A 14,990-nucleotide genomic window follows, 5' to 3' on the forward strand; every position below is an offset into this window, starting at 1 on the left:
AGGCCCACGCCTGTAGGCCCACGCCTGTGGGCCCATACGCGTTGGCCTACGAGTGTTGGCCCGTCGCCGCCGACGCACCCCGGGCCGCCTGCAGGAACTCACGGGTGATCCGCTCCCCCGCCAGCACCCCCCGCTCCGGCAGGGCGATGATCGCCGCGGCGGTCCAGTCGGCGTCGGCCAGCTCGCCGTGGCCGGGGCGCCAGCCCCGGTCGGCGGCCAGCAGCAGGTCGGCGTCCAGGAGGGAGTCCCCGGCCGTCAGCGTCAGCTTCGCTCCCGTGCGGCGGGCGACCTCGCGGACGGCCGCGCTCTTGGTGAGCGGCTTGGGGACGGCGTAGATCTTCCGGCCCTGGAGGGACACCGTCCAGCCCCGGTCCTCCGCCCACGCCGCCAGCTCCTTCACCCACTCCTCGGGCAGCAGCTCGCGCTCGACGACGAGGTAGGCGAACAGGTCCTCCGCGACCCGGTGCTTGCGCACCCACGCGGGATCGGCGGACAGGTCCAGGCGGGCACTGATCTCCTCCAGCGGAGCGCACTCGTCGGCGAGCCGCGCCAGCACCCCGGCGTGCCAGTCCTGGTCGGTGACCCCGTCCACCAGGAGATGGCCGCCGTTGGCGCAGATGGCGAACTTCGGCTGCGGTCCGGGCAGGTTGACGCGCTGGTACTGCTTGCGGGTGCGGGTCGTGGTGGGCACGAACACGGCCGCGTCGCCCAGGTCGGTCAGCAGCCGGGCCGCCGTCTCCGTCATGTACGACAGCGGCTTGTTCTCGTGGACCTCCACGCACAGCAGCCGGGGTGCGCGCGCGTCGGGCATCGTCAGGGCCAGGGCGGCCGAGGAGTAGATCAGCGTGCGGTCGAGGTCACTCGCCACCAGTACGGCCATCAGAGGTTCACCGCCTTGCCGTCGGCACCGGTCGCGCCCCGAGTGTACTTGGGGTGGATCAACCCCACGCAGGTGTAAGGAAGTTCGCCGACCTCCTCGACCGGTACCCCGCGCTGCTCCGCGAGCAGGCGGACGTGGTCGAGGTCGGCTCCGGCGCCGGCCTTGGCGAGGATCTTCCAGGGCACCCGGCGCAGCAGCACACGGGTGGTCTCGCCGACGCCGGGCTTGACGAGGTTGACGTCGTGGATGCCGTACTCCTCGCTGATCCGCTCGACGGCCCGCCAGCCGTCCCAGGTCGGGGTGCGGTCCTGGGCCATCAGCTCCTTGACCGCCGCGTCGACGGTCTCGGTGACCTCGGGGAAGCGGGCGGACACGGCGTCGAGGAAGTCCACGGAGACGTCGGCACCGGCGAGTTCGCGGTAGAACTTGGCGCCGTGGAAGTCGTCCGGGCCGACGAGGTCGGCGCGCAGGACGGTGCGCGATATCAGGCCGGAGACGGTCGAGTTGAGGCAGGCGGAGGGTATGAGGAAGTCCTCGCGGGTGCCGTAGGTGCGCACGCAGGAGCCGGGGTCGGCGAGTACGGCGATCTCCGGGTTGAAGCCGGTGACACCCTCCCGCTTCTCGAACTCCTCGATGGCCTGGGTGAGTTCGCGGGTGATGGCGCCCTTGCCGGTCCAGCCGTCGACGAAGACGACGTCGCGGGGGTCGTGGTGGGCGGCGAGCCAGCGCAGCGCGTTGGCGTCGATGCCGCGGCCGCGGACGATGGAGACGGCGTAGTGCGGGAGCCGGTAGCCGTAGCGGTGCTGGGCCCAGCGGCGCATCAGCACGCCCACGGGGGTGCCGGCGCGGGCCAGGGAGACCAGCACCGGGCGGGGGGCGGGGGTGCCGGCGTCCGGGCGGGGCCGGGAGTGGGCGAGCTCGGCGATCACCGTTTCGGTGACCACGCCGACGGCCTGGGCGAGGCGGGCGGCCGAGGCGTCCAGGGCGGTGTGGAACAGCTCCTGGTACTGCTCGCTGGGCTGGTACTCCACCGGCAGCGACTCGGCGTAGTGCGCGCCGCCGCTCTGGATGGCCTCCTCGCGCTCCTCGGTCGGCGCCTCCAGGGTCACGTCCGAGAGGTCCTGGAGCAGCCAGCCGACCTCTTCGGGCGCGTACGAGGAGAAGGCGGGGCCGCGGAGGGGCTCGGACAGCATGGGCGGCCTTTCGGGGGCGGCGGGGGGCGCGGGGACGTAGGAGGGTACGACCGCGAGCAGGACGTGCGGGATGTGGGCCGCGAGGCGGTCCAGGAGGCCCCCGGGGGCCCGCAGCAGGGGGGTGTCGGCGGCGGAGTCGACGACGGCGACCACGGCGTCGAAGCCGGCGCCGGCGACGTTGTAGGCGTAGCGCTCGCCGGGGCCGTCGGCCGGGTCGTCGTGGGCGGGGAAGGCCAGGCGGGTGCGGATGGCGTAGCCGGGGTCGTCGACGGCGAGGACGGGCGAGCGGGTGGTGGTCGAGAAGCGCACCTCGGCCGGGACGGCCTGCTCCAGCTCGCGGGCGACGCGCAGCGGGGCGTACATCAGCTCCTCGAAGCCCAGCACGAGCACCCGCCGGGCTCCGGCGGGCAGCGCCTCGGCGACGCGGGCGGCCATGGCCGGCAGCGCGGCCTCCAGGCGGGTTCGGTGCGCCGCCGTGAACCCGTGCCGTCCGCCGTCGGGCAGGCCGTGGGGCCAGCGCAGGTCGACCCGGCCGACCCGGGCGATCCGGTCGTGCGACGGGTCGGCCGGCCCCGCGGTGTGCGTGCCGCTCCCGGCGGAGTTCCCGCTCTCGTGGCGGGCGACCAGTTCCTGCCCCTTCGCCAGTACGCCCTCCGGGAGCCGTACGGTGCCGGAGGCGGCGGCGACGAGGTCGACGCGGGCGCCGATCTCGGTGGCGAAACGTTCCAGCCGGACGGCGTCCCCGGCGGAGCGCATGTCGACCAGGGCGACCACCACGTACCGGCGTCGCGGATGGCGGGCGTGCAGGTCGCGGATGGTGTTGAGGACCGTGTTGCCGGTGGAGAACTCGTCGTCGACCAGCACCAGCGGGCCGTCACCGGCGAGCAGGGCCGGGTTCTCCGGGAGCAGCAGGTGGGTGGTGGCGTGGGAGTGGGATTCCTCGAAGCCGCCGGCCTGGACGACGCCGGTGACCGGGCGGCGGGTGGAGTGCAGGTACGGGGCGGGGCCGAGGCCGTCGGCGACGGAGTGGCCGAGGCCGGTGGCGGTCTCCGCGTAGCCGAGGACGACCGCCGCGGCCGCCTCCGTGTCGCCGAGCAGGGCGCGGACCCGGCGGCCCAGCCGGAAGCCGTGGCCGTAGACCACGGAGGGCGACTGCGGGATGTGCTTGCCGAGCACGTGCGAGACGAGCAGGTGGGCGCGCTTGGGGTTGCGGCGCAGCGCGAGCCCGAGCAGGGCCGTCAGGCCGTCGTCGCCCTCCAGTTCGACCCCGAGCCGCTCGGCGACCCAGCTGCCGGACCAGACCCCGTCGTTCACTGCGTTGTTCATGCGTTCCTTGGGTTGGGAAGGGTCAGCCGGGGATTCCGGCGGCGAGCAGCTCCACGAAACCGACGTCCTCGTTGGCGACGCCGAAGATCTCGGCGCGCAGCAGGGTGCGCTCGGCCCAGGCGCGGTGTGGCTTCACTTCGTTCATCTTGTTCGTGTAGGCCGATCGGAGTACACCCCCGCCGCCGCGTTCCGGCCGCAGGATGTCCTGGGCGTCGCTGAACTCTTCGTGACTGACCACGGACAGCGCATGCACGGGCAGGACGTGGGAGGGGTGGATGCAGGTCTTGCCGAGCAGGCCGTTGGCCTGGTCCAGCGAGATCTCCCGCAGCAGCCCGTCCATGGCGTGCTCGATCAGCTTCTCGCGCAGCTCCACGGCCTGCACCTCAAGGAAGGGGCTCTGCCGCAGCTGTGGCTTGAACATGCGCTCGGGGACGCGGAAGTACTCCCACACGGGCCCCGTCACGGTGTATCCGGTGCCGTCGGCCCGGCCGAGCATGTTGACCACGTCGGCGATCACGGAGGCGACGATCTGGACGTCGTAGGCGGTCATGTCGGGGGCCCGGCGCAGCCCGTAGGAGGAGCAGAAGTCGGTGACGCCCAGGCGCAGGGCCAGGACCCGCTCGCGGTACCTGCCGATCGTGCGGAGGATGCCCTCCAGGGTCTCCACGCGGGACTCGCGGTAGAGCAGCTCGGGCGACTCCAGGACGGGCATGGCGAACAGCCGCCTGCCGCTGGCGGCCTCGGCGGCGCTGAGCGCCTCCAGGAAGGGCTCGCCGCGCTCCCCGGTGAACTTGGGCAGCACGAAGCCGGAGAGCAGCCGTACGGAGCCGCCGAGGCGGCGGACGAGGTCGGGGATCTGCTCGGGGGTGCGGACCCGGATGAAGAGCAGTGGCAGTTCCGTGTCCGTGCGCGCGTCGAGGTCGGCGAACTGGCGGACGAGGTTCTCCTCGCCGGCCGGGACGTCCGCGTCGTCGATGGAGTCCTCCAGGCACAGCACCATCGAGACCACGCCGATCGCGGCCTGTTTGGCGATGTCGTCCGCGAGGCGCGGCCGGGTGGCCGGACTGTACAGCGTGGCCCCCAGGGCCGCGGCGAGCAGCCGGGCCGGGGAGTCTGCGGTGAACGTGCACGGCTCCTGGTGGAACAGACGCTTCCGCACCTCGGGGGCGATGTGCCCGAAATGACGCATATAACTCCCTCAGGGGACAAGCCCGGTCTGTGAGTTGAGTAAAAGGTGGCCGGTAATAGTACGTAGGGATGTATGTCAGAGGTTCCCCACGGGCGTGAATTTCCGGTAACTCGCCTGTGTAGGTGGGTACACCCCCCGCATTGTCGTGGCCAGGACGGAGAAGGCAGGATGACTGCATGACGCACGCGATGCTGAAGGGGTCGAACGTCCCGCTGGAGGCCACCACGGTGCGCGCCGTGCTGCGCTGGACGCCTGGGCAGGGTGTTCCGGACGTGGACGCGTCGGCGCTGCTGCTGGGCTCCGACGGCCGTGTGCGCTCCGACGAGGACTTCGTCTTCTACAACCAGCCCCGGCACCCCTCCGGCAAGGTGTGGCGGCTGGGCAAGAAGCGGATCGGCGACGGGCTGACGGACACGATCCAGTCAGATCTGGCCGGTGTCGAGCCGGGCGTCGGCCGGATCCTGCTCGTCGCCTCGGCGGACGGTGTCCCCTTCGACCGGGTTCCGGCGCTGCAGATCCTGGTCTACGACGCCTCGGCCGCCGACTCCGAACCGCTGGCCCACTTCGAGATCAAGCCGGAGACGGGTGCGGAGACCGCCCTGATCTGCGGTGAGCTGTACCGCCGCGGGGAGGGCTGGAAGTTCCGGGCCCTGGGCGAGGGCTACTCGAACGGGCTGAAGGGCCTGGCCACGGACTTCGGCATCTCGGTGGACGAGACGGAGGTGGAGGAGGAGCCCCGCCGGCCGGAGTCGCTGTCCGTGCCGCTCCCGCCGGAGCAGCCGACGTCCACCCTCCAGACCCAGCAGTCGTCCGTGCTGCCGGCCCAGCAGACGTCCGCGCTCCCCTCCCAGTCGGCCTACGGCTACCCGCAGCCGGCGTCCTCTCAGGCGCCCGCGTACGGCTATCCCCAGCCGGCGGGGCAGCCCGCCTACGGCTATCCGCAGCCCCAGCCGGCCATGGCCGGGCCGCTGGACCCCAACTTCCGGCTGCCTCCCCAGGGCCCGCAGTTCATCGGCCGGTAGGAGCGGCCGGGCGCCGGGCGGACGACGGGAGTCCGACGACAGGGCCTAGCGCTCCGCCTTGGCCTTGTAGCCGCGCCCCCAGGTCAGCCCCCACCCGTACAGGCGGTCCAGCTCGCCCTGGAATCCGTACACGAACTTCACCTCGCGCCGGACGACCAGCTCCCCCTTCACGTTCTCGATCATGACGACGGCGCACGAGCGGGCCTGGGGGTGCCGCTCGTCGAGGCCGATCTCGATCCGGGGGCCGTTGCTCGGGAAGAGGGTGACCATCGCGTGCGTGCGGTCGAACGCGGGCGTCTGGTCGTAGATGTAGACGAAGACCAGCAGCCTCTTGATGGCGTCCCGGTGGTCCAGGTTGATGTACATCGTCTCGCCGGACGCCGAGCCGAACCGGTCGTCCCCGCTGAGCTTGATGTACGGCGATGAGTTGACGTCTCCGAGATAGCCGCCGAGGGGCTGTACGACGCCTTTCGTACCGTCGGTCAGCTCGTACAGACAGCCGAGGTCGAGGTCGACGTTGACCATGCTCTGCCCGTGTCCGAGGACTTCCGGGGGCTTGAGCGCCCTGAAGGGGTGCCGCAGGAGGCTGGAGCGCGGGGTGCTGTCGAAGTCGGAGGTGCGCATCCGCCAGGTCAGGTTGACGCGCAGATGGCCCGTGGCCGCGTCCTGCTTGGTGAGGGAGACCTGCTGGTGCCGCCGGGTCAGCTCGATCGCGTTCGACGCGGCGCTGCCCGAGTCGAAGTCCGCGGTCCGTCCGCCCCGCAGCCCGTCGAAGAAACCCATTCCCGCCCCCTGGTGATCGTCTCTACGCCGTCGGGGCGGCCGAGCCGAGTCGGCCGCCCCGAACAGAGCGTTCCTCACCACGCGGGGCATCACACCCCGCCGCGTCCCTGATCTTGCCCGTAGGGGGGCTCACAGGGGATGCCGGGTCCGTCACGGGCCCGCCCTTCGAGCACCGCGGGACGCCGCCGAAGGCCGCCGGACGCCCTCAGGCGCCGGCAGACACCGTCAGGCGCCGTCAGACGCCGGAGGGGATCTCGGTCTTCTCGTCCGAGCCCGCCTCGCCCTCCGCGGCCGCCAGGGCGCGGTTGCGGCGGACGGAGGACCAGAAGGACCAGGCGATCAGGACGACGCCGACGAGACCGGTGATGACCTCGTTGATCTCGTACTGGATGGTGACCATGAGGATCACGGCCAGGGCGCCGATCGCGTAGTGGGCGCCGTGCTCCAGGAAGACGTAGTCGTCCAGGGTGCCCTGGCGGACCAGGTAGACGGTGAGCGAGCGGACGTACATCGCGCCGATGCCGAGACCCAGCGCCATCAGGACGATGTCGTTGGTGATGGCGAAGGCGCCGATCACGCCGTCGAAGGAGAAGGACGCGTCCAGGACCTCCAGGTAGAGGAACATGAAGAACGCGGCCTGGCCGGCCAGGACCACCGGCGAGCGCTTCTTGCCGGTGCGGGCGGCCTCTTCCTCCTCCTCGTGCTCGCGCTCCTCCTCTTCCTCCAGCTTGTCCTCGAAGAAGCCGGAGAGCCCCCCGACGATCATGTACGTGATCAGACCGGCGACGCCGGCGATGAGCACCGTCTGAGCCTTGTCGACGTGGCCGCCGCCGTGCTGGTGGGCGTGGGTGGCGAAGGTGAAGGAGGTGATGAGCAGGACGATCAGGGCGATGCAGACCGCCAGCATGTCGACCTTGCCGAGCTTGGCGAGCGGCCGCTCGATCCAGCGCAGCCACTGGATGTCCCGGTCCTCGAAGATGAAGTCCAGGAAGATCATCAGCAGGAACATGCCACCGAACGCGGCGATCGCCGGGTGGGCGTCGGTGACCAGCTCCTGGTAGCGGACCTTGTCGGTCAGGGCGAGGTTGACCGCGTCGTACGGGTTGAGTTTTGCGGTGATCGCCACGATGACGACGGGGAAGACCAGCCGCATGCCGAAGACCGCGATGAGGACGCCGACCGTGAGGAAGATCTTCTGCCAGAAGGCACTCATCTTCTTCAGGATTCCGGCGTTGACCACCGCGTTGTCGAACGACAGCGAGATCTCGAGGATGGAAAGGATCGCCACGATGCCGAAGGCCTTCCACCCCCCGTAGAAGACCGCCGCGACCAGACCGATCGCGGTGACCGCGAACGACCAGCCGAAGGTTTTCAGAAGCACTGGCTACCCCATCGTGTGTTGGGGGTCCCTCCCAGACGCAGTCTGGGGGAGGGTCTCCCCCGCGCCGTACCCGGCTTTTTACGAAACGTTGACTCCGAAGTCTAGAGCGATCCCGCGCAACCCGGACGCGTACCCCTGACCCACCGCCCGGAACTTCCATTCACCCTGGTAGCGGTAGAGCTCGCCGAAGATCATGGCGGTTTCGGTGGAGGCGTCCTCGCTCAGGTCGTAGCGGGCCAGCTCCTGCCCGTCGGCCTGGTTGACCACGCGGATGAAGGCGTTGGAGACCTGGCCGAAGGTCTGGGAGCGCTCGTCGGCCATGTGGATCGAGACGGGAAAAATAATCTTCTCGCACTGCGGCGGCACCTCGGGGAGGTTCACCATGACCGACTCGTCGTCGCCGTCGCCCTCACCGGTGAGGTTGTCCCCGGTGTGCTCCACCGAGCCGTCCGGGCTCCTGAGCTGGTTGTAGAACACGAACCACTCGTCGCCCAGCACCCGGCCCCCGGCGCCGCAGAGCAGGGCGCTGGCGTCCAGGTCGAACGGGGCGCCGGTGGTGGACCGCGCGTCCCAGCCGAGCCCGATCAGGACGTTGGTGAGGTTCGGTGCGGCCTTCGAGAGGGAGACGTTCCCTCCTTTGGCGAGCGTGACGCCCATGATGCTGGTCCTCCCCTGGTGATGCTTCCCTGGTTGTCTGCGCGTCCGGCGCCGCCCCTAAACGGAGCGGCGCCGGATGAGGCGGTGCGGCGCAGTGGCCGTGCCGTGTCAGACGTTGACGCCGAAGTCCTGGGCGATGCCGCGCAGGCCGGAGGCGTAGCCCTGGCCGATGGCGCGGAACTTCCACTCGGCGCCGTGCCGGTACAGCTCGCCGAAGACCATGGCGGTCTCGGTGGAGGCGTCCTCGCTGAGGTCGTAGCGGGCGATCTCCTGGCCGCCCGCCTGGTTCACGACGCGGATGAAGGCATTGCGGACCTGGCCGAAGGACTGCTGGCGGTTCTCCGCGTCGTAGATCGACACCGGGAAGACGATCTTCTCGACGTCGGCCGGTACGCCGGCCAGGTCGACCTTGATCTGCTCGTCGTCGCCCTCGCCCTCACCGGTGATGTTGTCGCCGGTGTGCTCCACGGAGCCGTCCGGGCTCTTGAGGTTGTTGAAGAAGATGAAGTTCTGGTCGCTCCCGACCTTGCCTGCGTTGTTCAGCAGCAGCGCGCTGGCGTCCAGGTCGAAGTCGGTGCCGGTCGTGGAGCGGACGTCCCACCCCAGGCCGACGATGACGGCGGTAAGGCCCGGGGCCTCCTTCGTCAGCGATACGTTGCCGCCCTTGCTGAGGCTGACTCCCACGGGTCCTCCATGTGGTGTCCAGGGGCGGGAAGCCCCGTCGTGCTTCGGATATGGGATCAACGTGCCGATCCTAGTAACGGGTTCCCGCCCCCGCAGTCCCTGGACCCGGAGATTCGCTGGTCTCGGCCCAGGGACGGGCTCAGATGGTGTCGAGCGCCTTGACGTACTCGTCCAGGTCGCGCGCGTCCATCAGGGCGTTGAGTACGGTCCACCGCACGACGCCCTCCTTGTCGATCACGAACGTTCCGCGGTTGGCGAGGCCCTTCTCCTCGTCGAAGACGCCGTACGCGCGCGAGACGTTGCCGTGCGGCCAGAAGTCGCTCAGCAGCGGGTACTCCAGGCCCTCCTGCTCGCCGAAGACGCGCAGGGTGTGGATGGAGTCGTTGGAGACGGCGAGCACCTGGGTGTCGCGGTCCGCGAACTTCGGCAGGTTGTCGCGCAGCTCGCAGAGCTCGCCGGTGCACACACCGGTGAAGGCGAAGGGATAGAAGAGGAGCACCACGTTCTTCTCACCGCGGAAGTCGGAGAGCTTCACGGTGCGGCCGTGGTTGTCCTTGAGCTCGAAGTCGGGTGCCTTGTCGCCGACCTGGATCGCCATCGTCGTGCTTCCCTTCGGTGGGCCGTTCGGGTGAGAGCGCGGAACGCGCTCGGAACCACCCTACGCAGCGATCACCGAGGGGCTTCGGACGGGCCGGGGTAAGCCGGCCCGCCCGGCGTCGGGACCGGGGGCGCCGGACCGGGCGGGGTCTGCGGGAGCAGCCCCGGTACCGGCCGGCGCGGCACGGTCACTTCTTGGACTTGGCCGCCTTCGGTGTCGCCAGACGGCTTCCGCTCCAGTCCTTGCCGACGCTGACGCTCTTGGAAGCGGTCAGGCCTGCGGTCGTCGCGGCTTCCGAGATGTCGCTCGGCTCCACATACCCCGCACGGCCGGTCTTCGGCGTGAGAAGCAGAATGGCGCCACCCTCTTCGATGTACGTGGTGGCATCCACCAGCGCATCCGTGAGGTCTCCGTCGTCGTCACGGAACCAAAGCACAACGGCGTCGGCTACGTCGTCGTACTCCTCGTCCATGAGGTCGGCCTCGATGACTTCCTCAATGGCCTCGCGGAGCTCCTGATCGACGTCGTCGTCGTAGCCGATCTCCTGGACCACCTGCCCGGGCTGGAACCCCAGCCTGGCGGCAGGGTTCGTCCGCTCCTCCGCGTGGTCCGCGGTCGCGCTCACGGGTTGCCTCCTGATCATGTCTTGGTGAATATCTCAGCCACGCGCGTGCGCGAAGCATTGGCCGTAGTCCACACGGGCGGGACGGATCGCGCAAGTACCCGGCCGTCCAGACCGCCGAAACGGTGACGATCCTGGCCGTGTCGCCGCAACTTCTCGCACCGTATCCCGATTTCCGGGGAACCACATCACACCGATGCGCCCGGAATGCACGGTTCGGAATCATCCGTCGATACGTTGCTCGAACAACTTTGCCATGCCCGTCACGCCCCGGGCGTATCGTTGCGGTTTGACCGGGGAACGGCAAACCGGTGCCGGGAGAGGCCCGCGGGGGCCGACCGGGGACGGGCCGGCGGACGCGCCGATGGGCGCACCGATGGGCGCGCCGATGGACGTATATAAGGACGTATCGGAACAAACGCGCCGGTTGACGTGACGGACGCCGTCCCGAGGTACACGATGGGGAGCGGTGCAGGCACGAGTGAAAAACTGGCCCTCCGACAGGTAAGGAACAGCGTGGCTTCCGGATCCGATCGCAATCCGATCATCATTGGCGGCCTTCCGAGTCAGGTTCCTGACTTCGATCCCGAAGAGACCCAGGAGTGGCTCGACTCCCTCGACGCGGCCGTCGACGAGCGCGGCCGGGAGCGGGCCCGCTACCTCATGCTGCGCCTGATCGAGCGCGCCCGCGAGAAGCGCGTGGCCGTGCCCGAGATGCGCAGCACGGACTACGTCAACACGATCGCCACCAAGGACGAGCCGTTCTTCCCGGGCAACGAGGAGATCGAGCGCAGGATCCTCAACGCGACCCGCTGGAACGCGGCCGTGATGGTCTCGCGCGCGCAGCGCCCCGGCATCGGCGTGGGCGGCCACATCGCCACCTTCGCCTCCTCCGCCTCGCTCTACGACGTGGGCTTCAACCACTTCTTCCGCGGCAAGGACGGGGGCGACGGCGGGGACCAGGTCTTCTTCCAGGGGCACGCCTCGCCGGGCATCTACGCCCGCGCGTACCTGCTCGACCGGCTCAGCGCGGACCAGCTGGACGGCTTCCGCCAGGAGAAGTCGCGGTACCCCGACGGCCTGTCGAGCTACCCGCACCCGCGCTCCATGCCGGACTTCTGGGAGTTCCCGACGGTCTCCATGGGCCTCGGCCCGCTGGGCGCGATCTACCAGGCGCGGATGAACCGCTACATGGAGGCGCGCGGCATCGCGGACACCTCCAAGTCGCACGTGTGGGCGTTCCTCGGCGACGGCGAGATGGACGAGCCGGAGTCGCTCGGCCAGCTGTCCATCGCCGCGCGCGAGGGCCTGGACAACCTGACCTTCGTCGTCAACTGCAACCTCCAGCGGCTCGACGGGCCGGTGCGCGGCAACGGAAAGATCATCCAGGAGCTGGAGTCGGTCTTCCGGGGTGCCGGCTGGAACGTGATCAAGCTGGTCTGGGACCGCAGCTGGGACCCGCTGCTCGCCCAGGACCGCGACGGCGTGCTGGTGAACAAGATGAACATCACACCGGACGGCCAGTTCCAGACGTACGCCACCGAGTCCGGCGCCTACATCCGCGACCACTTCTTCGGCGACGACCACCGGCTGCGCGCGATGGTCCAGGACATGACCGACGACCAGATCCTGCACCTGGGCCGTGGCGGTCACGACCACCGGAAGATCTTCGCGGCGATGTCGGCGGCCAAGGCGCACAAGGGCCAGCCGACGGTGATCCTCGCCAAGACCGTCAAGGGATGGACGCTCGGCCCGAACTTCGAGGGCCGCAACGCCACGCACCAGATGAAGAAGCTGACGGTCGACGACCTCAAGCGCTTCCGGGACCGCCTGCACCTGCCGATCTCCGACAAGGAGCTGGAGTCCGGCGCCCCGCCGTACTACCACCCGGGCCGGAACTCGGAGGAGCTCCAGTACATGCACGACCGGCGCAAGTCGCACGGCGGGTACGTCCCGACGCGCGTCGTGCGCTCCAAGCCGCTCCCGCTGCCGGACGACAAGACGTACGCGGGTGTGAAGAAGGGCTCCGGTCAGCAGTCCATCGCCACGACGATGGCGTTCGTCCGGCTGCTGAAGGACCTCATGCGGGACAAGGAGATCGGCAAGCGGTTCGTGCTGATCGCGCCGGACGAGTACCGCACGTTCGGTATGGACTCCTTCTTCCCGAGCGCGAAGATCTACAACCCGCTCGGCCAGCAGTACGAGGCGGTCGACCGTGATCTGCTGCTCGCGTACAAGGAGTCGCCGACGGGGCAGATGCTGCACGACGGCATCTCCGAGGCGGGCTGCACGGCGTCGCTGATCGCGGCCGGCTCGGCGTACGCCACGCACGGCGAGCCGCTGATCCCGGTGTACGTCTTCTACTCGATGTTCGGTTTCCAGCGCACCGGCGACCAGTTCTGGCAGATGGCCGACCAGCTGGCGCGCGGTTTCGTCCTGGGTGCGACCGCCGGCCGTACGACGCTGACCGGTGAGGGTCTTCAGCACGCGGACGGGCACTCGCAGCTGCTCGCCTCGACCAACCCGGCGTGCGTGGCGTACGACCCGGCGTACGCGTACGAGATCGCGCACATCGTGCAGGACGGTCTGCGCCGTATGTACGGCGGCCCCGCCGAGAACCCCGAGCACCCGCACGGCGAGGACGTCTTTTACTACCTCACCGTCTACAACGAGCCCATCCAGCACCCGGCGGAGCCGGAGAACGTGGACGTCGAGGGCATCCTCAAGGGCATCCACCGGATCGGCGAGGGCACGCGGGGCTCGATCCCGGCGCAGATCATGGCGTCCGGCGTCGCGGTGCCGTGGGCGCTGGAGGCGCAGAGGATCCTCGCCGAGGACTGGGACGTCAAGGCCGACGTCTGGTCCGCCACCTCCTGGAACGAGCTGCGCCGTGAGGCCGTGGCCTGCGAGGAGCACAACCTGCTGCATCCGGAGGAGGAGCAGCGGGTGCCGTACGTGACGCGGAAGCTGGGCGGGTCCGAGGGTCCGTTCGTGGCCGTCTCCGACTGGATGCGGTCGGTTCCGGACCAGATCGCGCGGTGGGTGCCGGGGCCGTACCAGTCGCTGGGCGCGGACGGGTTCGGCTTCGCCGACACCCGGGGCGCCGCACGGCGGTTCTTCCACATCGACGCCCAGTCGATCGTGGTCGCCGTGCTGACCGAGCTGGCCAAGGAGGGCAGGATCGACCGGTCCGCGCTCAAGCAGGCCATCGACCGGTACCAGTTGCTGGACGTCACGGCGGCGCATCCGGGAGCCGCGGGCGGCGACGCGTAGCGCGGCTGTCATGCGGGTGAGGGCGGTGGGGTTCCGACTCCACCGCCCTTACGTTTTCTTTACGATGCGGACATGGAGGAACAAACCGCACAGAAGCGGTGGGAACGGCACACCCAACGGCCCTTGCTCGCACTGGCGGTGGCCTTCGCTGTCGCCTATGCGGTGCCCATCGTGCGGAGTTCCGCGAGCCCCTCGGTGACGGCCTGGTGCGCGGGGGTGGAGTGGGTGGTGTGGGCGGCGTTCGCCACGGACTACCTGATGCGCCTGGCTCTCGCCGAACGGCGCCGGGACTTCGTCCGCGGACACTGGCCGGACCTGTGCGCGGTGGTGCTGCCGGTGCTCCAGCCGCTGCGGCTGCTGCGGCTGGTGTCGACGCTGCTGCTGGTGGGGCGGCGGGCGCGGATGGCTCCGCAGATCCGGCTCACCACCTATGTGGTGGGCTCGGTGATCGGGCTGCTGATGTTCGGCTCGCTGGCCGTGCTGTCGGTGGAACGGGAGTCGCCGCAGGGGAACATCCGGACGCTGGGTGACGCGGTGTGGTGGTCGTTCACGACGATGACGACCGTGGGATACGGGGATCACGCACCCACCACGGGGCTGGGGCGGATGATCGCGGTCGGGCTGATGCTGTCCGGGATCGCGCTGCTGGGTGTGGTGACCGCGAACATCGCCGCGTGGTTCATCTCCCGGTTCGAGAAGGACGACGTGGAGGAGCGGCGGCAGACGGAGGCGATCACCGCGCTGACCGAGGAGGTCCGGCTGCTGCGGACGGAGGTGGCGCGGCTGACGTCCCGCGAGGAACAGCGGCGGTGAGCGGGGGCGCGGGGGCGAGTAGCCCGGTGCCGACGCACGCAGCGCGGCCGGCCGTTCCCCGGGCCAAGAGGCGCCGAGGGGAACGGCCGGCCGTGCTGCGCCGGTTCCCGGCTGCTGTCGTCCTGGGCCCGGCTAGAGAATCCCGTGGCCCCAGGCCGCCGCGCCCGCGAGGGCGACGATGGCCAGCAAGGTGTCGATGGCACCCAGTACCAGGGCCACCAGGGCGGGAACGGAGTGGCCCGAGGACCACTTGCGGCCCATCGACCGCCACCCGCAGAACATCGCCACCGGCCCGAGGACGATACCCAGGACGAAGAAGCCGGCCACCGCGCAGATGGCGCCGATGACGCCGAGCGTCGCACGGTCCGGCCCGGTCCGTTGCCATGTCCGGCCGCGTGACCGGAGGTACCCGCGCGTGCCGTGTCCGAAGCCTGCCATCATCAACTCCTTGATGTTCCTGGACAGTTCGGCTTCGTCTATCGGCTACCCCGGTTTCCCGCGCGCAGACCCGCGCGCGCCGCTCCCCTCCAGCGGCGCGCGCCCCGGCCCGGGTACCTCCCATGCCCTGC

The 14,990-nt window shown here is 69.9% G+C and carries 13 protein-coding genes; 3 read left to right on the forward strand and 10 right to left on the reverse strand.

The window, feature by feature from the left end; genetic code table 11:
- Positions 1-46 precede the first annotated feature (46 nt).
- From OIB37_RS12255 to OIB37_RS12265, 3 genes are read right to left on the reverse strand one after another with little or no spacing between them, the layout of a single operon-like run.
- Positions 47-880 (reverse strand): HAD family hydrolase, encoded by an 834-nt coding sequence (locus OIB37_RS12255; protein ID WP_330457613.1) that lies wholly within the window; start codon positions 878-880, stop codon positions 47-49.
- On the reverse strand, positions 880-3,399 hold the full coding sequence (locus OIB37_RS12260) for a phosphoribosyltransferase (RefSeq protein ID WP_330457614.1): 2,520 nt from the start codon (positions 3,397-3,399) through the stop codon (positions 880-882). The genes OIB37_RS12255 and OIB37_RS12260 overlap by 1 nt, the downstream gene beginning before the upstream one ends.
- Before the next feature lie 22 nt (positions 3,400-3,421).
- Positions 3,422-4,588 carry an HpcH/HpaI aldolase/citrate lyase family protein gene (locus tag OIB37_RS12265; RefSeq protein WP_330457615.1) on the reverse strand — a complete coding sequence of 389 codons (1,167 nt, stop codon included), beginning with the start codon at positions 4,586-4,588 and terminating at the stop codon, positions 3,422-3,424.
- 176 nt (positions 4,589-4,764) lie between these two features.
- On the opposite strand from OIB37_RS12265, the gene OIB37_RS12270 reads away from it, so the two are divergent.
- A complete protein-coding gene (locus OIB37_RS12270) occupies positions 4,765-5,610 on the forward strand; it encodes a TerD family protein (RefSeq protein WP_330457616.1) in 846 nt (281 codons plus the stop codon).
- 45 nt (positions 5,611-5,655) lie between these two features.
- On the opposite strand, the gene OIB37_RS12275 is transcribed toward OIB37_RS12270, so the two are convergent.
- The 6 genes from OIB37_RS12275 to OIB37_RS12300 all read right to left on the reverse strand — a co-directional run bounded on the left by OIB37_RS12275 (position 5,656) and on the right by OIB37_RS12300 (position 10,338).
- Entirely contained in the window at positions 5,656-6,393 is a 738-nt protein-coding gene (locus tag OIB37_RS12275) for a TerD family protein (protein ID WP_330457617.1), read from the reverse strand.
- 235 nt (positions 6,394-6,628) lie between these two features.
- A complete protein-coding gene (locus tag OIB37_RS12280; protein WP_330457618.1) occupies positions 6,629-7,774 on the reverse strand; it encodes a DUF475 domain-containing protein in 1,146 nt (381 codons plus the stop codon).
- A 78-nt stretch (positions 7,775-7,852) separates the two neighbouring features.
- Entirely contained in the window at positions 7,853-8,431 is a 579-nt protein-coding gene (locus tag OIB37_RS12285; protein ID WP_330457619.1) for a TerD family protein, read from the reverse strand.
- 108 nt (positions 8,432-8,539) lie between these two features.
- A complete protein-coding gene (locus OIB37_RS12290; RefSeq protein WP_330457620.1) occupies positions 8,540-9,115 on the reverse strand; it encodes a TerD family protein in 576 nt (191 codons plus the stop codon).
- A 139-nt stretch (positions 9,116-9,254) separates the two neighbouring features.
- On the reverse strand, positions 9,255-9,713 hold the full coding sequence (locus tag OIB37_RS12295; protein ID WP_330457621.1) for a peroxiredoxin: 459 nt from the start codon (positions 9,711-9,713) through the stop codon (positions 9,255-9,257).
- 187 nt (positions 9,714-9,900) lie between these two features.
- Positions 9,901-10,338: a DUF3052 domain-containing protein gene (locus OIB37_RS12300; RefSeq protein ID WP_330457622.1), complete on the reverse strand. Its 438-nt coding sequence runs from the start codon at positions 10,336-10,338 to the stop codon at positions 9,901-9,903.
- A 513-nt stretch (positions 10,339-10,851) separates the two neighbouring features.
- Between OIB37_RS12300 and aceE the strand changes: the two genes are divergently transcribed.
- Positions 10,852-13,608: a pyruvate dehydrogenase (acetyl-transferring), homodimeric type gene (gene aceE, locus OIB37_RS12305; RefSeq protein ID WP_330457623.1), complete on the forward strand. Its 2,757-nt coding sequence runs from the start codon at positions 10,852-10,854 to the stop codon at positions 13,606-13,608.
- 72 nt (positions 13,609-13,680) lie between these two features.
- Positions 13,681-14,421, forward strand: a complete 741-nt coding sequence (locus OIB37_RS12310; protein ID WP_330457624.1) for a potassium channel family protein — start codon at positions 13,681-13,683, stop codon at positions 14,419-14,421.
- A 132-nt stretch (positions 14,422-14,553) separates the two neighbouring features.
- Here OIB37_RS12310 and OIB37_RS12315 read toward each other — a convergent pair whose 3' ends face one another.
- The gene (locus OIB37_RS12315; RefSeq protein WP_330457625.1) at positions 14,554-14,859 is read right to left on the reverse strand and encodes a small hydrophobic protein; all 306 of its coding nucleotides are present in this window, start codon (positions 14,857-14,859) and stop codon (positions 14,554-14,556) included.
- Positions 14,860-14,990: the final 131 nt, after the last annotated feature.

The sequence above is a fragment of the Streptomyces sp. NBC_00820 genome, from assembly GCF_036347055.1.
Lineage (GTDB): Bacteria > Actinomycetota > Actinomycetes > Streptomycetales > Streptomycetaceae > Streptomyces.

Coding starts and splice junctions, on each gene's coding strand:
- OIB37_RS12255 (WP_330457613.1), bottom strand. CDS start 880: ATGGCCGTACTGGTGGCGAGTGACCTCGACCGCACGCTGATCTACTCC.
- OIB37_RS12260 (WP_330457614.1), bottom strand. CDS start 3,399: ATGAACAACGCAGTGAACGACGGGGTCTGGTCCGGCAGCTGGGTCGCC.
- OIB37_RS12265 (WP_330457615.1), bottom strand. CDS start 4,588: ATGCGTCATTTCGGGCACATCGCCCCCGAGGTGCGGAAGCGTCTGTTC.
- OIB37_RS12270 (WP_330457616.1), top strand. CDS start 4,765: ATGACGCACGCGATGCTGAAGGGGTCGAACGTCCCGCTGGAGGCCACC.
- OIB37_RS12275 (WP_330457617.1), bottom strand. CDS start 6,393: ATGGGTTTCTTCGACGGGCTGCGGGGCGGACGGACCGCGGACTTCGAC.
- OIB37_RS12285 (WP_330457619.1), bottom strand. CDS start 8,431: ATGGGCGTCACGCTCGCCAAAGGAGGGAACGTCTCCCTCTCGAAGGCC.
- OIB37_RS12295 (WP_330457621.1), bottom strand. CDS start 9,713: ATGGCGATCCAGGTCGGCGACAAGGCACCCGACTTCGAGCTCAAGGAC.
- OIB37_RS12310 (WP_330457624.1), top strand. CDS start 13,681: ATGGAGGAACAAACCGCACAGAAGCGGTGGGAACGGCACACCCAACGG.
- OIB37_RS12315 (WP_330457625.1), bottom strand. CDS start 14,859: ATGGCAGGCTTCGGACACGGCACGCGCGGGTACCTCCGGTCACGCGGC.